This is a genomic window from Actinomadura rubrisoli (assembly GCF_004349215.1).
GTDB classification, from domain to species: domain Bacteria; phylum Actinomycetota; class Actinomycetes; order Streptosporangiales; family Streptosporangiaceae; genus Spirillospora; species Spirillospora rubrisoli.
Window position 1 is genome coordinate 1 of sequence record NZ_SMKU01000095.1, and the last position, 16,697, is coordinate 16,697.

19 protein-coding genes are annotated in these 16,697 nt (G+C 72.1%); 4 read left to right on the forward strand and 15 right to left on the reverse strand.

Features of this window, described 5'->3' with window-relative positions:
• Window positions 1-327 (forward strand): ABC transporter permease (locus E1298_RS19220; protein WP_131895139.1); only part of this gene is annotated, 327 nt, incomplete at its 5' end.
• An 85-nt stretch (window positions 328-412) separates the two neighbouring features.
• Window positions 413-1,543, forward strand: a complete 1,131-nt coding sequence (locus E1298_RS19225; protein ID WP_243725664.1) for an EAL domain-containing protein — start codon at window positions 413-415, stop codon at window positions 1,541-1,543.
• A gap of 16 nt (window positions 1,544-1,559) precedes the next feature.
• On the opposite strand, the gene E1298_RS19230 is transcribed toward E1298_RS19225, so the two are convergent.
• The gene (locus E1298_RS19230; protein WP_131895141.1) at window positions 1,560-2,234 is read right to left on the reverse strand and encodes a response regulator; all 675 of its coding nucleotides are present in this window, start codon (window positions 2,232-2,234) and stop codon (window positions 1,560-1,562) included.
• A complete protein-coding gene (locus E1298_RS19235; protein ID WP_243725665.1) occupies window positions 2,231-3,364 on the reverse strand; it encodes a sensor histidine kinase in 1,134 nt (377 codons plus the stop codon). Before E1298_RS19235 ends, E1298_RS19230 begins: the two co-directional genes overlap by 4 nt.
• 188 nt (window positions 3,365-3,552) lie before the next feature.
• On the opposite strand from E1298_RS19235, the gene E1298_RS19240 reads away from it, so the two are divergent.
• On the forward strand, window positions 3,553-4,122 hold the full coding sequence (locus tag E1298_RS19240) for a hypothetical protein (RefSeq protein ID WP_131895143.1): 570 nt from the start codon (window positions 3,553-3,555) through the stop codon (window positions 4,120-4,122).
• 58 nt (window positions 4,123-4,180) lie between these two features.
• A complete protein-coding gene (locus E1298_RS19245) occupies window positions 4,181-4,720 on the forward strand; it encodes a Uma2 family endonuclease (RefSeq protein WP_165975548.1) in 540 nt (179 codons plus the stop codon).
• Here E1298_RS19245 and E1298_RS19250 read toward each other — a convergent pair.
• The 13 genes from E1298_RS19250 to argF all read right to left on the reverse strand — a co-directional run bounded on the left by E1298_RS19250 (window position 4,707) and on the right by argF (window position 16,694).
• Window positions 4,707-5,492, reverse strand: coding sequence for a class I SAM-dependent methyltransferase (locus E1298_RS19250; protein ID WP_131895147.1), 786 nt, complete (start codon window positions 5,490-5,492; stop codon window positions 4,707-4,709). The two genes, E1298_RS19245 and E1298_RS19250, sit on opposite strands and share 14 nt — an antisense overlap.
• A 23-nt stretch (window positions 5,493-5,515) precedes the next feature.
• Entirely contained in the window at window positions 5,516-5,869 is a 354-nt protein-coding gene (locus E1298_RS19255; RefSeq protein WP_131895149.1) for a metal-sulfur cluster assembly factor, read from the reverse strand.
• On the reverse strand, window positions 5,866-6,324 hold the full coding sequence (gene sufU, locus E1298_RS19260; protein WP_131895151.1) for a Fe-S cluster assembly sulfur transfer protein SufU: 459 nt from the start codon (window positions 6,322-6,324) through the stop codon (window positions 5,866-5,868). Before sufU ends, E1298_RS19255 begins: the two co-directional genes overlap by 4 nt.
• A gap of 62 nt (window positions 6,325-6,386) precedes the next feature.
• Entirely contained in the window at window positions 6,387-7,652 is a 1,266-nt protein-coding gene (locus tag E1298_RS19265; RefSeq protein ID WP_131895153.1) for a cysteine desulfurase, read from the reverse strand.
• Window positions 7,652-8,413 (reverse strand): Fe-S cluster assembly ATPase SufC, encoded by a 762-nt coding sequence (gene sufC, locus E1298_RS19270; protein ID WP_131895155.1) that lies wholly within the window; start codon window positions 8,411-8,413, stop codon window positions 7,652-7,654. Before sufC ends, E1298_RS19265 begins: the two co-directional genes overlap by 1 nt.
• A gap of 15 nt (window positions 8,414-8,428) precedes the next feature.
• The gene (locus E1298_RS19275) at window positions 8,429-8,746 is read right to left on the reverse strand and encodes a non-heme iron oxygenase ferredoxin subunit (RefSeq protein ID WP_131895157.1); all 318 of its coding nucleotides are present in this window, start codon (window positions 8,744-8,746) and stop codon (window positions 8,429-8,431) included.
• Complete coding sequence (gene sufD, locus E1298_RS19280; RefSeq protein WP_131895159.1) at window positions 8,743-9,882, reverse strand: Fe-S cluster assembly protein SufD; 1,140 nt, start codon at window positions 9,880-9,882, stop codon at window positions 8,743-8,745. Before sufD ends, E1298_RS19275 begins: the two co-directional genes overlap by 4 nt.
• Window positions 9,882-11,294, reverse strand: coding sequence for a Fe-S cluster assembly protein SufB (gene sufB, locus E1298_RS19285; RefSeq protein ID WP_131895161.1), 1,413 nt, complete (start codon window positions 11,292-11,294; stop codon window positions 9,882-9,884). Before sufB ends, sufD begins: the two co-directional genes overlap by 1 nt.
• A complete protein-coding gene (locus E1298_RS19290) occupies window positions 11,291-12,016 on the reverse strand; it encodes a helix-turn-helix transcriptional regulator (protein ID WP_424923102.1) in 726 nt (241 codons plus the stop codon). Before E1298_RS19290 ends, sufB begins: the two co-directional genes overlap by 4 nt.
• 249 nt (window positions 12,017-12,265) lie before the next feature.
• Window positions 12,266-13,204 (reverse strand): universal stress protein, encoded by a 939-nt coding sequence (locus E1298_RS19295; protein WP_243725666.1) that lies wholly within the window; start codon window positions 13,202-13,204, stop codon window positions 12,266-12,268.
• Window positions 13,201-14,718 carry an amino acid permease gene (locus E1298_RS19300; protein WP_131895165.1) on the reverse strand — a complete coding sequence of 506 codons (1,518 nt, stop codon included), beginning with the start codon at window positions 14,716-14,718 and terminating at the stop codon, window positions 13,201-13,203. The genes E1298_RS19295 and E1298_RS19300 overlap by 4 nt, the downstream gene beginning before the upstream one ends.
• A complete protein-coding gene (gene arcC, locus E1298_RS19305) occupies window positions 14,715-15,650 on the reverse strand; it encodes a carbamate kinase (protein WP_131895167.1) in 936 nt (311 codons plus the stop codon). Before arcC ends, E1298_RS19300 begins: the two co-directional genes overlap by 4 nt.
• 42 nt (window positions 15,651-15,692) lie before the next feature.
• Window positions 15,693-16,694 (reverse strand): ornithine carbamoyltransferase, encoded by a 1,002-nt coding sequence (gene argF / locus E1298_RS19310; protein ID WP_131895169.1) that lies wholly within the window; start codon window positions 16,692-16,694, stop codon window positions 15,693-15,695.
• Window positions 16,695-16,697 lie beyond the last annotated feature (3 nt).

Here is a 16,697-nt window from a genome sequence, read left to right on the forward strand (position 1 = left end):
GTGGTGGTCGGGGCCGTGCTGGCCGCCGACGGGCGGTCGGGGACGGCCCTCGTCGCGCTCGCCGCGCTGACCGGGTACGCGGCGTACCTCGCCTACCGGCGCAACGAGCCGGCGCTGCCCCTCAGCGAGGGCTTCGGCTCGGGCCACCGCGCCCGCGCGCACCTGCGGGCCGCCGCGATGACCGGCGACGTGCTGACCGTGGCCGTGGTCGGCGCGCTGATCGTCCAGGCGCTGCGCGGCGCCGACATCACCGCCTACGCCTGGCTGGCGGCCGTGGCGGGCGCGACCTACCTGCTGTCGGCGGCGGCGGGCGGCCGCGGAATGTGATTCGGCCCGCGACCTGCGGCGAATTGTGCGTTAACTTCGCCCGACAAGTGGTGCTTCACGGGTCCAAAGGCGCCATGATGCGGTTGTGTCAGCCGTTGATGTCCTGCTCCCGGCGCGTGCGGTGTTCCATCCGGTGGTCGATCTCGGCACCGGCACCGTCGTCGCCGTGGAGACGCATGCGGGCCCGCCCGCGGCGCATCATCCCCCGGCGCGGGTCGACCCCGCGTCCGAGGACGTGCGCCGCGCGGTCGACGCGGCCCGCGCGACCGCGGATCTGGGCACCCCCCTGCCGCTACAGATCGGCCTCCGAGCCGAGACCCTGACCCACGGAGACGCCTTCCTCAGCGAGCTGCACTACGGGCTCGGCGAGACGGGGAGGCGTCCACAAGAGTTCATCATCTGCGTCGCGGGCGGGTTCCCGCCGGCGCAGCGCCCGACCGTCGCGGCGGCGCTGTCCGGGCTGCGCCGGGCGGGCTACCTCGTCGGCCTCGCGGGCCTCGGCGCGAGCCACGCGCCGCTGGACCTGCTGGTGGACGGCGCGTCCTACCTGCTGAAACTCGATCCCGAGCTGGCCCGCAGAGCCAAGTCGGAACCGCGGCGCTCGGCCCTGGTGGCGAGCCTGGTGGAGCTGGCGCACCGCCTCGGCACGCACGTCCTGGCGCCCGGCCTCGCGACGCAGGACCAGGTGGTGCACCTGCGCGAGCTGGGCGTCCGGCTCGTCCAGGGGACGGCCCTCGCGCCGCCGGAGTGGCGGCCGGGGATGCCGATCACCGTCCCGGTCGCGTCCCGCGAGGAGCCCGCGGCGCCGCCGGACGCGGGGCTCGGCCCCCGCGTCTCGGAGTTCACGCTCCCGGCGGTGACCCTGCCCCACACCGCGACCGCCGACGAGGTGCTCACCGCGCTGAACGCCGAGACGGGCATCACCAGCATCGTCCTGGTCGACGAGCGGCAGCGGCCGCGCGCCACGGTGGACCGCACGCGGTTCCTGCTGCGCCTGTCGGGCGCGTACGGGCACGCCCTGCACGCCCACAGGCCCGCCGCGCGGCTGGCCGACCCGCCGCGTCCGGTGCCGCGCACGGTGCCGGCGGTCGCGGCGCTGCGGGCCGCGGGCCGCGAGGACGAGCGCGTCTACGACGACCTGGTCGTGGTGGACGAGGTCGGCCGGTGCCTCGGCATCGTCCGGGTCGCCGACCTGATCCGCAGCCTGGCGCCCTGAGACCGCCGCTGCCGCGTCAGACCGGTCCGGGTGATCCTTTGCGGTCCCCCGGGCCGGAAGGCCCGGCGGCGGCCGTCTCCTGCGCGAGGATGGCGGCCTGGACGCGGCTCCGGAGCCCCAGCTTGCCCAGAATGCGGCTGACATGGGTCTTGGTGGTGGTCTCCGCCATGTCGAGCCGCCGCGCGATCTGCCCGTTCGACAGCCCCTCCCCCAGGCACGCGAAGACCTCGCGCTCGCGCGGCGTCAGCTCGTCCAGCCCGGACGGGCCCGGGACCGCCGGACGGGACGCGAACGCGCCGATCAGCCGCCGGGTGACCTTGGGGGCGATGATCCCCTCCCCGGCCGCCACCGTCCGCACGGCCTCCACCAGCCGGTCGGCGTCGACGTCCTTGAGCAGGAACCCGGCCGCGCCCGCCCGCAGCGCCCCGAAGACGTACTCGTCAACGTCGAAGGTGGTCAGCACCAGCACATCGGTGAACCCGGCGATCTCCCGGGTGGCGCTGATGCCGTCCAGGCGCGGCATGCGGACGTCCATGAGCACCACGTCCGGGCGCAGCTCGCGGGCCAGCGCCACCGCCCGCTCCCCGTCGGCGGCCTCCCCGACCACCCGCACGTCCGGCGCCGCGCCGAGGATCAGCACCAGCCCGGCCCGCACCGCGGCCTGGTCGTCGGCGACCAGCACTTCGATCATGGCGTCCTCTCCATCGGCTCGGTGGGCAGCTCGGCGTGCACGCGCCAGCGGCCGCCGTCCGGCCCCGCGTCGAACGCCCCGGCCAGCACCGCCGCCCGCTCCCGCATCCCGATCAGCCCGCTCCCGGACCCCGGCAGTCGCGATCCGTCCCGCCCGAGCGGGCTCAGCACGTCGATCACCACACGTCCCCGCGCGTACTCGACCTTGACCTCCGCGCGCCCCGGCCCGGCGTGCTTGAGCGCGTTCGTCAGCGACTCCTGGACGATCCGGTAGGCGGCCAGCTCGACCGCCGCGGGCAGCTCGGGCCGCTCCCCCGCGACCTCCAGCGCCGCCGACAGGTCCGTCCGCGCCGTGTTCTCCACCAGCCGGCCCAGCTCGGCCAGCCGCGGCGCGGTCGCGGCCTCCTCGCCGCCGCCCTCCCGCAGCAGCCCGATCATCCGCCGCATCTCCGCCAGCCCCTGCACGCTGTTCTCCCGGATGACCCTCATCGCCCGGTTGACGCCCTCCCGGTCGAGGTCGGGCACCTTCAGCACGGCCGAGGAGTGCAGCGCCACGGCGCTCAGATGGTTGGCGATCACGTCGTGCAGCTCCCGGGCCATCCGCGCGCGCTCGGCGCTCACCGCCGCCCGCCGGTCGAGCTCGGCCAGCCGCGCCACCTGCTCGGCGCGCTCCCGCTCGGCCTCCGCCTTGAACCGGTGCTCGCGCACCGCCATCGCCGTCAGCACCGCGATGCGGCTGTCGCCGAGCGCGGCCCCGACGCCGCCCGCCGCCGCCAGCGACGCGCCGATCGTCGTGCCCAGCAGCCACTCCGCCGTGCGCCGCCGCCCGTACAGGCTCGCCGCGTACAGCGCGTCCCCGAAGATCATCGCGGTCGCGAGGCTCGGCCCCATGACCACGTCCGCGAAGTTGAACGGCGTCGCCAGCGCGAGCCCCGTGAGCGGCGCCGTCCGCCGCAGCAGCGTGGCCGAGCAGAGCCCGAGCAGCGCGGCGACCCGCAGACCGAACGGCACGTGCTCCTCGTGCGACCACGTCGAGTACCCGTGCGCGGCCAGCAGCAGCAGGCCCCCGGCCAGCGCACCCAGGGCGATGAGCGCGTCATGCCAGGTGGTGAGGCGGCGGATGAACGGCACGCCCCTATCTCAGCATCCCGGCGGGCCTGGCGCGTCCGACCTGCCGACGGCGGCCCGTACATCCTTCGGAGGACCCCCGAACCCTCACCCCAGCGGACGCCCCCGCGCACCCCCGCGATCGACGATGGAGGGGAACCTCCGACGAAAGGCCGCACCGTGCGAACCACCGCGCCCGAGACGAGCGGCTGATGCTCGTCACCGTCATCGCCGCCTGCGAGATCGGCTTCTGGGTCGTCCTCCTGGCCGGGCTCACCGCCCGCTACCTCCTGCGGTGGCGCCGGACCGGCGCCGCGCTCCTGCTGTGCGTCCCGCTGGTCGACGTCGTCCTGCTGACGGTCACGGTGATCGACCTGCGCAACGGCGCGACCGCGAGCTTCGGCCACGGCCTGGCCGCCGCCTACATCGGCTACTCGGTCGCCTTCGGGCACAGCATGGTCCGCTGGGCGGACGAACGCTTCGCCCACCGCTTCGCGGGCGGCCCCCGGCCCACCGGCAAACCTTCCCACGGCCGCCCCCGCACCCGCTACGAATGGCGGGAGTTCGGCAAGGCGGCCATCGCGACGGCCGTGGCCTGCGGCATCCTCCTCCTCATGATCGTCCTGGTCGACGACCCCGACCGCACCGACCAACTCCAGGGCTGGACGGCCCGCCTCGGCGCGATCCTGGCGATCTGGTCCCTCTGGCCGATCACCCACACCCTCTGGCCCTCCAACCCCAAGAAGCCCAGAACCCAGAACGCCGCAAAGCGCATGCACTGAAAGTGACAAGTGCCATACTGTCCGTCCAGACACCCCTGCACTGATGAGGACGGACCCAGTGACGGCTTCGGATCAGTTGGCGGCGTTCGCGGAGACGAAGGGCTTCACCTTCCGCAAGCTCGAATCACTCGGGGACACGATCCTGATCCTCACCGGGACCCGCTGGGAACACGGCGTCATCATCGCCCAGATCCAAGATCAGGTGCGCCGCCCCCGGACGTGCAAGGTGACGAACGTCGACCTCCAGCTCACCGCTGACCCGGGGGAGCTCGTCCCCGACCTGATCGTGGTTCCGGAACAGCTGGCGCCCGGGGCGAAACCGTGGGCGCATGAGACCGAGCTTCTGGTCGAGGTGGTCTCCCAGCGGAACTACCGCGAGGACTACGAGGGCAAGCGGCGCCGATACGCGGGGTCGGGCGCGCCTCAGTACTTGATCGTCGACCCTCGGGACGGCCTCTGCATGCTCCACACAGAGCCGATCAAGTCCAAGGGAAACTACGAGCAGATCGTGACCACCAAGTTCGGGCAGCCCGTCACCGGGGTGCTCTGCATGGACGGTGCTGAGCTGGATACCTCGGAGTTCCTCAGGTACACCTGAGGGCGCGGGCGGCCAGGGTGATGAGGGGGAGGTCGAATTCGCCTTCGGCCGTCTCCGGGGTGGCCCGCAGGTAGCCGAGCAGGCGGTTGACGACGGTCTCGCGTTCCGGCTCGTCCAGGATGAGCATGTGGGACTGGGTGCCGATGGTGGCGACCATGGAGTCGGCCGTCCGGCGGTGGGCGTGGGCGAAGTCCGCCCGTTCGAAGGCCGGGAAGTGCGCCGTCTTGGGGAGTTCCCTCGGGCGCCACTCGCCGAACGACGCCGTGTTGCGGGAGAGCCGTCCCATCTCGGCGACCCAGGGCACCCGGTCGTCGTCGCGGTTCCACAGCCCGGCCAGGACGCCGCCAGGGGCGAGGACGCGGTGGATCTCCGGCAGGGCCCGATCGAGGTCGAACCAGTGCATGGCCTGGCCGGCCAGGACCGCGTCGACCGCGCCGTCGTCCAGGGGGATGGCCTCCGCGCGGCCCTCCAGGGCGCGCACGCTGGGGAAGCGGCGCCGCAGCTCGCCGAGCATCGCCGTGTCGGGCTCCACGGCGATGATGTCGGACGGGTCCAGGCCGATGCGGAGCAGGACCTCGGTCAGCTTGCCGGTTCCGGCGGCCAGGTCCAGGACGCGGAGCGGCGCCCGTCCCGCGACGGGCTCCAGGGCCCAGCGGACGGCCGCGTCGGGGTAGTCGGGGCGCTGCCGCGCGTAGGCGGCCGCGCTCTTGCCGAAGGAGGCCGCGCGCCGGGCCACCACACCGGGATCGCTGTCGGGGAAGGCGTCGTTCACGTGACCCCACCCTAGCCTGCGGGTCAGACGTTGAAGCCCAGGGCGCGGAGCTGGTCGCGGCCGTCGTCGCTGATCTTGTCGGGGCCCCACGGGGGGAGCCAGACCCAGTTGATCTTGACGTCCTTGACGAGGCCCTCCAGGGCGCTGTGGGCCTGGTCCTCGATCACGTCGGTGAGGGGGCAGGCGGCGCTGGTGAGGGTCATGTCCAGGGTGGCGACCTCGTCGGCGAGGTCGACGCCGTACACCAGGCCGAGGTCGACGACGTTGATGCCGAGCTCAGGGTCGACGACGTCCTTGAGCGCCTCGAAGATCTCCTCCTCGGGGCCGGTGCGCTCGGCGCCCTCCGCGGCGGTGCCGGTCGCTGGGGTTTCGGTCATGATGCCTCTCCGAGTGCGCGGGCGGTCGCGTCCTTCCACGCCATCCAGGCGAGCAGGGCGCACTTGATCCTGGCGGGGTACTTGGAGACCCCGGCGAAGGCGATGGCGTCCTCCAGGACGTCCTCGTCGGGCTGGACGTCCCGGCCGCGCGACTGCATGAGCGCCAGGAACTCCTCGCCGACCGCCATCGCCTCCTTGACGGGCTTGCCGATGATCAGGTCGGTCATCACCGAGGCGCTGGCCTGGCTGATCGAGCAGCCCATGGCGTCGTACGAGACGTCGGCGACGGTGGCGTCCTGGCCCTCCCCGTCCAGGTGGACGCGCAGGGTCACCTCGTCACCGCACGTGGGGTTGACGTGGTGCGCTTCGCCCTCGTACGGCTCCCGCAGCCCCTTGTGGTGGGGGTTGCGGTAATGGTCCAGGATGACCTCCTGGTACATCGCCTCCAGCTGCATGTCGTCCTTTCCGAGCCTTTCTCGCTACAACCGGGACAGGGCCGGGCCTGTTCCGGCCGCCCTCAGGTGCCGAAGAACTTCTGCGCCTGACGTACCCCGTCGGCGAGCGCGTCCACGTCGGCGAGGGTGTTGTAGAGGTAGAACGTCGCCCGGGTCGTGGCCGGGATGCCGAAGCGGCGGCAGATCGGCCACGCGCAGTGGTGGCCGACGCGCACCTCGACGCCCAGCTCGTCCAGGACCTGGCCGACGTCGTGGGGGTGGATGTCCTCGACCGTGAACGCCACGGCGCCGCCGCGGGCCTCGGTGGTGCCGGGGCCGATGACGCGGACGCCGGGGATCTCGGTGAGGCGCTCCAGCGAGTAGGCGGTCAGCGCCTCCTCGTGCGCGTGCACGCGGTCCATGCCGAGGTCGGCGAGGTAGTCGCAGGCCGCGCCGAGGCCGACGGCCTGCGCGGTCATCGGCACGCCCGCCTCGAACCGCTGGGGCGGCGGCATGAAGGTCGTCGCCTCCATGTGGACGGTCTCGATCATGGACCCGCCGGTGATGAACGGGGGCATGACCTCCAGCAGCTCGCCGCGGCCCCACAGCACGCCGATGCCGGTCGGGCCGAGCATCTTGTGGCCGGAGAACGCCAGGAAGTCGGCGTCCAGCTCCCGCACGTCCACCGGCTGGTGCGGGACCGACTGGGCGGCGTCCAGCAGGACGAGCGCGCCGACCTCGCGCGCGCGCGCCGCGATCAGCTCGATCGGCGGGACGGTGCCCAGCACGTTCGACTGGTGCGTGAGCGCCACGAGCTTGGTGCGCTCGTTCACCAGGGCGTCCAGGCCGTCCAGGTCGAGGCGGCCCCCGTCGGTGAGCCCGAACCAGCGCAGGGTGGCGCCCGTCCGGCGGCAGAGCTGCTGCCACGGGACGAGGTTGGCGTGGTGCTCCATCTCGGTCACGACGATCTCGTCGCCGGGGCCGACCTTGAAGCGCTCCGCCTCCTCACCCGCGGTGGCGGCGTTGCTCATCGCGTACGCCACGAGGTTGATGCCCTCGGTGGCGTTCTTGGTGAGGACGATCTCGCCGGGCACCGCGCCGATGAACCGGGCGATCGAGGCGCGCGCGTTCTCGTACGCCTCGGTCGCCTCCTCGGAGAGCAGGTGCGCGCCCCGGTGCGGCGCCGCGTTGTGGCGCTCGTAGAACCCGCGCTCCGCGTCCAGCACCTGGACGGGCTTCTGCGAGGTCGCCCCCGAGTCGAGGTAGATCAGGGGGCGGCCGCCGCGGACGGTGCGCCGCAGGAGCGGGAAGTCCTTCTTCAGCTCTTCGGGCAGCAGGGCCCCGGCCATCAGGACACTCCCGCCTTCGCGTACTTCTCGTAGCCCTCGTTCTCCAGCACGTCGGCCAGCTCGGGCCCGCCCTGGGCGACGACGCGGCCGCCCGAGAACACGTGCACGAAGTCGGGCTTCACGTACCGCAGGATGCGCGTGTAGTGGGTGATGAGCAGGACGCCGGTGTCGGCGCCGGAGAAGCGGTTGACGCCCTCGGAGACGACCTTGAGCGCGTCGACGTCGAGGCCGGAGTCGGTCTCGTCCAGGACGGCGATCCTCGGCTGGAGCATCTCCATCTGGAGGATCTCGTGGCGCTTCTTCTCGCCGCCGGAGAAGCCCTCGTTCAGGCTGCGCTGCGCGAACGCCGGGTCGATGGACAGGTCGTCCATCGCCTTCTTCATCTCCTTGGCGAACTCGCGCAGCTTCGGGGCCTCGCCGCGGACGGCGGTGACGGCCGTGCGCAGGAAGTTCGACACCGACACGCCGGGGACCTCGACCGGGTACTGCATCGCCAGGAACAGGCCGGCGCGGGCCCGTTCGTCGACCGACATCGCCAGCACGTCCTCGCCGTCGAGCGTGACGGCGCCGGAGGTCACCTCGTACTTGGGGTGCCCGGCGACCGCGTAGGCGAGGGTGGACTTCCCGGAGCCGTTCGGCCCCATGATCGCGTGGGTCTCGCCGGCCTTCACGGTCAGGTCGACCCCGCGCAGGATCTCCTTGGTCCCGTCTGACCCGTCGGCGACGGAGACGTGGAGGTCGCGAATCTCTAGCGTGGCCATAGTGCGTGCTATTCCTTAGTCGTCGGAGCCGAGCGAGACGTAGACGTCGCCGTCCTCGACCTTGACCTTGTAGGTGGCGACCGGCTGCGTGGCCGGCGGGTTGGTGGGCTTTCCGCTGCTCACGTCGAAGCACGACCCGTGCAGCCAGCACTCGATGGTGCCGTCGTAGACCTCGCCCTCCGACAGCGACACCTCGGCGTGCGAGCAGATGTCGCTGAGGGCGTACACGTTCTCGCCGCTGCGGACGATCGCGACGGGGGTGTCGCCGATCTCGACGCCGAGCGCCCCGTCGGCGGGGACGTCGGCGAGCGGGCATGCCTTCACGTAGGTCATCGGCGGCCCGCTCCCCGGTCGAGTTCGGCCTCGATGGCGTCCGCGACCTTCTCGCGCACCTCGGGGACCTCGATGCGCTCGATCAGCTGGCCGAGGAAGCCCCGCACCACCATGCGGCGGGCGTCGTCGAAGGTGATGCCGCGGGCCTGGAGGTAGAACAGGTGCTCGTCGTCCAGGCGGCCGGACGCGGAGGCGTGCCCCGCGCCGGCGACCTCGCCGGTGAGGATCTCCAGGTTCGGCACCGAGTCGACGCGGGTCCCGTCGGTCAGGACGAGGTTGCGGTTCAGCTCGTAGGTGTCGGTGCCCTCGGCCGCGACACGGATGATCACGTCGCCGATCCAGACGGCGTGCGCGTCCTGGCCCTGGAGCGCTCCCCTGTAGTCGACGCGGCTGCGGCAGTTCGGCTGGGAGTGGTCGACCAGGAGGCGGTGCTCCAGGTGCTGGCCCCCGTCGGCGAAGTACACCCCGTACATGGCGGCGTCGCCGCCGGGCGCGTCGTAGGCGACCGACGGCGAGATCCGCACGAGGTCGCCGCCGAGGGAGATGTTGTGCGAGACGAACCGGGCGTCGCGGCCGAGCCTGGCGTGCTGGTGCGAGACATGGACGCTGTCGTCGGCCCAGTCCTGGAGGCTGATCACCGAGAGGCGGGCGCCGTCACCGACGATGAACTCGACGTTGTCGGCGTAGGTCGCCGAGCCGCGGTGCGCGAGCACGACGGTGGCCTCGGCGAACGGCTCCAGGATCACGGTGGTGTGCCCGTAGGCGGCGGCCGAGGAGTCCTCGCCGCGCAGCCGCAGGACGGTCGGCGCCGAGGCGACGGCCTCCTTCGGGACGGTCACGACGGTGGCGTGGGCGAACGACGACCACGCCTGCGCGCTGACCCGGTCGGAGGGCACGTAGGCCCGGCCGAGGCGGGGGTCGTCGCGGCCGACCGTCTCGACGGTCGCCTCCGGCGCCGCCTCGGCCTCGACCACGACCTTGCCGTGGGCCTCGGCGGTCCCGTTGTGCAGGCCGCGCAGGCGGCGCAGCGGGGTGAACCGCCACTCCTCCTCGCGGCCGGTGGGCACGTCGAAGTCGCCCACCTCATGCGACGCCTTCTCGTGCAGCGTCGACAGAGGCTTGGTTTCCAGGCCCATCAGCCGACGGCTCCTTCCATCTGCAGCTCGATGAGCCGGTTCAGCTCAAGGGCGTACTCCATCGGCAGCTCGCGCGCGATCGGCTCGACGAACCCGCGCACGATCATGGCCATCGCCTCGTCCTCGGTGAGGCCGCGACTCATCAGGTAGAACAGCTGGTCCTCCGACACCTTGGAGACGGTGGCCTCGTGGCCCATCTCCACGTCGTCCTCGCGGACGTCGACGTAGGGGTAGGTGTCGGACCGGCTGATCTGGTCGATCAGCAGCGCGTCGCACTTGACGGTGGACTTGCTGTGCTCGGCGCCCTCCTGGATCTGCACCAGGCCCCGGTAGGAGGTGCGGCCGCCGCCCCGCGCCACCGACTTGGAGACGATGGTGGACGAGGTGTGCGGCGCGGCGTGCACCATCTTGGCGCCCGCGTCCTGGTGCTGGTCGGCGCCGGCGAACGCGATCGACAGGGTCTCGCCCTTGGCGTGCTCGCCGAGCAGGTAGACCGCCGGGTACTTCATCGTGACCTTGGAGCCGATGTTGCCGTCGACCCACTCCATCGTGGCGCCCTCGTAGGCGACGGCGCGCTTGGTGACCAGGTTGTAGACGTTGTTCGACCAGTTCTGGATGGTCGTGTAGCGGACGCGGGCGTCCTTCTTCACGACGATCTCGACGACGGCCGAGTGCAGCGAGTCCGACTTGTAGATCGGGGCGGTGCAGCCCTCGACGTAGTGGACGTAGGACCCCTCGTCCGCGATGATCAGCGTCCGCTCGAACTGGCCCATGTTCTCGGTGTTGATCCGGAAGTAGGCCTGGAGCGGGATCTCCACGTGCACGCCCGGCGGGACGTAGATGAACGAGCCGCCCGACCACACGGAGGTGTTCAGCGCGGCGAACTTGTTGTCGCCGACGGGGATCACCGAGCCGAAGTACTCCTGGAAGATCTCCGGGTGCTCGCGCAGGCCCGTGTCGGTGTCCAGGAAGATGACGCCCTTCTCCTCAAGGTCCTCACGGATCTTGTGGTAGACGACCTCGGACTCGTACTGGGCGGCGACGCCGGCGACGAGGCGCTGCTTCTCCGCCTCGGGGATGCCGAGCTTGTCGTAGGTGTTCTTGATGTCCTCGGGGAGGTCCTCCCAGGACGCCGCCTGCTTCTCGGTGGAGCGGACGAAGTACTTGATGTTCTCGAAGTCGATGGCCGACAGGTCGGAGCCCCAGCTGGGCATCGGCTTCTTGTCGAACAGCCGCAGCCCCTTGAGGCGCAGGTCGAGCATCCACTCAGGCTCGTTCTTCTTGGCCGAGATGTCGCGGACGACGTCCTCGCTCAGGCCGCGGCGGGCCGAGGCACCGGCGGCGTCCGAGTCGGACCAGCCGAACTTGTACCTGTCGAGCCCTTCCAGCTCAGGGTGGGCTGTCGTAGTCATAGGGACGTCCTCCCGGACTCCTCGTCAATGATCGTGGTCTCTTCGGGGGACGGCTCCCCCGCGTCCCCTCCAGGGGTGACGCTGCCGGTGGCGGGACCCTCCGCCGTCCCGCCCTCGCAGAGCGAGCGGGAGCTGACGTGGGTGGTGCAGATCCCGTCGCCGTGGGCGATGGTGGCCAGCCGCTGGACGGGGGTGCCCAGCAGGCGGCTGAACGCCTCCGTCTCGGCCTCGCACAGCTGCGGGAACTCCGCGGCGACGTGCGCGACCGGGCAGTGGTGCTGGCACAACTGGTCGCCGGAGCCCTGCGGCGCCTTGGCGGCGGCGGCCGCGTAGCCGTCGCCCGACAGCGCCTCGGCGAGCGTGCGGACCCGCTGGTGGGGCGGGGCCGCCTGCACGACGGGGCGGTAGCGCCGTTCGAGGTCGGCGATCTGCCGCCGGGCGAACTCGGCGACCGCGTGGTCGCCGGCCGTCTCGGCGAGGAAGCGCAGGGCGCTGGTGGCGAGGTCGTCGTAGGCGTGGACGAACGCGTTGCGCCCGGCGTCGGTGATGGCGAACCACTTGGCGGGCCTGCCGCGGCCGCGCCTGGTCTGGGACGGCCTTGCGCGGCGGATCTCTATCATGCCTTCGAGCAGCAGCGCGTCCAGATGCCTGCGGATCGCGGCCGGGGTGAGGCCGACGCGCTCGCCGAGGGCGGACGCGGTGACCGGGCCGTGCTCCAGGATGAGCCGGGCGACGCGGGCGCGCGTGTCGCGCTCGGTGTTGCCGCCCGCGACTCCCCCGGCCTTGCCCGCCGACCGGGACCCGCCCTTGCCGCCGTGAGCTGGGGACGACGGGACGCCGACAGGCCGCGCGGCGGCGGCCCCGGTGCTCGTCTGATCCTCGCTCACGTATTTCACAACATCAGTGTGCCGTAATTCCTTCCCGCGAAACACCCGATTGCCAATGTCGTGCCTCACGCAGGTAAGCCTTACCTAACCTTTAATACCTCTGACCTTCGCGGCGGGCGCCACGGGCGCGCCGCGCGGCAGCACCAGCACCGGGCACGGCGCGGTGCGGACGATCTTCCCGGAGCTCTCACCGAGGAAGACCTTGCGCAGCGGGCCGTCGTGGCTGGACAGGCAGGCCAGCAGCTCACCCGGCAGCATATCGACGGCGCCGAGCGCCTTGGCGATCCCGGTCCCGGACGCCGCCTCGGTCGCCACCCGCGTCCCGTCGCCGAACAGCCCGGCGGCGAGGGCGAGGTCCTCCTCGGCCTGGGCGAGCTGGCGGGCCATCACGTCGCCGGCGCCGCGGAGCTCGGCGCCCCGGCCGGGCGGCCTCAGCACCAGCGTGACGAGCCGGATCGGCAGCCCCAGCACGTGGGCGATCCCGGCGGCCGCGGCCAGCGGGCCCTCCACGTCCCGCCGCCGCCAGTAGGCGACGGTCAGCCGCTCGAACCGCCCGGGCGCCTCCTCGGCGTATCCGCGCGGCGCCAGCAGGACGGGCACGGGCGAGCTGTGCAGCAGCTGGTCGGCGGTGCTGCCGATCGCGATGCGCCCTCGGCGGCCGCGCGGCGCCGAGCCGACCACGACGAGGTCGGCGCCGACGTCCCGCGCGATCTCGATGAGCCCGCGTCCGCTGCCCCGGTGGGCGTGGACCCGCCGCGTCACGCTCCCCTTCGGCACCCTCAGCTCGTGGAGCCGTCCCGCCGCGCGGTCCAGCGCGTCCTCGGCCCGCTCCTTCAGATAGGCCACCCATTCGGCGTCGACCGACCCGGGGCCGCGCGCGGGCCAGGCGGGCGGGTGGACGTTCGCGACGGTCAGCGCCGCCCCGGCGGTGCGGGCGACCAGCGCGGCCAGGGCCAGCGCGTCGTCGCCGCGCTCGTCGGGCGAGTAGCCCGCGAGCACCCGCATGCCGCTGGTCTCGCTCACGGCTCCCCCTCTCCGGCGGCGGGCGCGCCCTTCCCGGAGTCGGGCGGGCCGCCTCCTTCCGGTGCGGCCGCCAGGCGGGAGTGGCGCCGCCCGTACAGGAAGTAGGCGGCCAGCCCGGCGAGCGCCCACAGCAGGAACACGAGCCAGGTCACGCCGCCCAGGCCGACCATCAGGTACACGCAGAACCCGACCCCCAGGAGCGGGGTGATCGGGTAGAACGGCGTCCGGAAGCCGCGCGGCAGCTCCGGGCGGGTCCGGCGCAGGACCATGACGCCCACGCTCACCAGGGCGAACGCGAACAGGGTGCCGATACTGGTGGCGTCCACCAGCCGGCCGAGCGGGATCATCGCCGCGAGGACCGAGATGAACGCCGCCACGATCATGGTGTTGGCGACCGGCACCGACCGCCGGGGGCTCACCTTCTGGAAGACGGGCGGGACGAGCCCGTCGCGCGACATCGCGAACAGGATGCGGGTCTGCCCGTACATGACGGTGAGGACGACGCTGGCGATGGCCACCACGGCGCCGAGCGAGAGGATCATCGACGGCCAGGACCGCCCGGTCGACTCGTCCAGCACCCGCGCCAGGGACGCCTCCGACCCGCTCAGCGCGAACCGCCGCCAGTGCATCGCGCCCACGGCGGCCAGCCCGACCAGCACGTACACCGCGGTCACGATGGCCAGCGAGAGGACGATCGCGAGCGGCAGGTCGCGGCGCGGGTTCTTGGCCTCCTCCCCGGCGGTGGAGGCGGCGTCGAAGCCGATGTAGGAGAAGAACACCTTGGAGCCCGCCGCGCTGATGCCGGCCCAGCCCATCGGCGCGAACGGGGTGACGTCGCCGGCCTTGAACGCGGTGAAGGCCACCGCGCAGAAGAACAGCAGCACGCCGATCTTCAGGAACACCATGATCGTGTTGGCGATGGCGCTCTCGGACGTGCCGCGCAGCAGCAGGACCATGGCGATCATCACCACGACCACGGCGGGCAGGTTGACGATCCCGCCGTTCTCGCCGGGCGAGTCGCTGATCGCGGCCGGCATCGTGAAGTGGAACGCCTTGTCGAAGAACTCGTTCAGGTAGGAGCCCCAGCCGACCGCGACGGCCGACACCGAGACCGCGTACTCCAGCAGCAGGCACCATCCGCAGACCCACGCCACCAGCTCGCCGAGCGTGGCGTAGGCGTAGGAGTAGGACGAGCCGGACACCGGGATCGTCCCGGCCAGCTCGGCGTACGACAGGGCCGAGAACAGCGCGGTGACAGCGGCCAGCACGAACGCCAGCACCACCGCGGGCCCCGCCCTGGGCACCGCCTCCCCCAGCACGACGAAGATGCCGGTGCCCAGGGTCGCGCCGACGCTGAACAGCGTGAGCTGCAGCAGGCTCATCGACCGCTTGAGCTCGCCGCCCTCGCCCTGCCCGCCCTCGGCGACGATCCGGTCGACCGGCTTGGTCCGGAACAGGCTGTGCAGCAGGGCTCCGGACCCGGCCTGCGCGGCCCTGCGCGTGGGCGTGGTCACAGCGTGCTGGCCAGCGGCCAGGTCGCGTTGGGGGTGACGATCGTGCCCGCCGCGCCCTCCAGGATCCGCACGCACTGGTCGAGCTTGCCGATCGCGGCCATGTCGCCCGTCCGCTCGACGAACCCGGCGGCCGCCTCCACCTTCGGGCCCATCGACCCGGCGGGGAAGTCCTCGGCGCGCAGCTCGTGCGGCGTGGTGTGAGTGATCTCCTCCTGGCGCGGCGTGCCGAAATGGCGCATCACCCGGGGCACGTCGGTGAGGATCAAGAACGCGTCGGCCTCCAGGGTCTCGGCCAGGACGGAGGCGGTGAGGTCCTTGTCGATGACCGCCTCGACGCCCTCCAGCTGGCCGACGTCGTTGCGGAACACCGGGACGCCGCCGCCCCCGGCGCAGACCACGACCGTCCCGCCGCGGACGAGCTGGCGGATGAGCCGCGTCTCGATGACCCGCTGCGGCCGCGGGGACGGCACCACGCGGCGCCAGCCGTCGCCGTCCGGACGTACCGTCCAGCCGTAGTCGCGGGCCAGCTTCTCGGCCTCCTCCCGCGTGTACACCTGCCCGACGAACTTGGTCGGGTTCTCGAACGCCGGGTCGACCGCCGACACGAGCGTCTGGTTGATCAGGGCGACGACCTGGCGGCCGGGCAGCGCGTTCTGCAGCGCCTGGAGCATCCAGTAGCCGATCATGCCCTGGGTCTCGGCGCCGATGGTGTCCAGCGGGTAGGGGCGGGTCAGGCTCGGGTCGTTGACGCTCTCCAGCGCCAGCAGCCCGACCTGCGGCCCGTTCCCGTGCGTGACGATCAGCTCATGCCGCTCGGCGAGCGGCGCCAGCGAGCGCACCGCCTTCATCACGTTCGCCCGCTGGAGATCGGCGTCGGGCGTCTCCCCGCGCCTGACCAGCGCGTTCCCGCCCAGCGCGACCAGTACGCGCATGCTGCCTCCGCCCGTGTCAAAGGCGCCCGGCCGAGCCGCCGCTCAGCCCAGCGTCGCCACCATGACCGCCTTGATCGTGTGCATCCGGTTCTCGGCCTCGTCGAAGACGATCGACGCGTCCGACTCGAAGACCTCCTCGGTGACCTCAAGGGCGTCAAGGCCGGTCCTCTGGAAGACGTCCTCCCCCACCGCGGTCTCCCGATTGTGGAACGCCGGGAGGCAGTGCATGAACTTGACACGCGGGTTGCCCGTGGCGCGCATGACGTCGGAGTTCACCTGGTACGGCCTGAGCAGCCCGATCCGCTCGTCCCACACCCGCCCGGGCTCCCCCATCGACACCCAGACATCGGTGAGGACGAAGTCGGCGCCCCGGACGCCCTGCGCGACGTCCTCCACGATCGTGATCTCGGCGCCGGTCCTGGCCGCGATCTCCATGGCGGGCTTGACGACCAGGTCCTCGTCGGGCCAGAGCGCCCGCGGCGCGACGATGCGCACGTCCATGCCGAGCAGGGCGCCCGCCACCACGTAGGAGTGGCCCATGTTGTAGTGGGCGTCGCCGAGGTAGGCGTAGGTGACCTCGTGCAGGGGCTTGGGGCTGTGCTCGCGCATGGTGAGCATGTCGGCGAGCATCTGCGTCGGGTGCCAGTCGTCGGTCAGGCCGTTCCACACCGGCACGCCGGAGTACTCGGCCAGTTCCTCGACGAGCCGCTGGCTCGACCCGCGGTACTCGATGCCGTCGAACATCCGGCCCAGCACGCGCGCGGTGTCCTTCATCGACTCCTTGTGGCCGATCTGCGTGCCGGCGGTGTCGAGGTAGGTGGCGTGGGCGCCCTGGTCGTGCGCGGCGACCTCGAAGGCGCAGCGCGTGCGGGTGGAGGGCTTCTCGAAGATCAGCGCCATGTTCCTGCCGGCCAGGCTCCTGCGCTCGGTCCCGCTGTACTTGGCGGCCTTCAGCTCGGCCGCCAGGTCCAGCAGGAACCCGAACTCCTTCGGCGAGAAGTCCAGCTCCTTCAGGAAGCCGCGTCCCCTCAGGTTGTAGGCCATGGT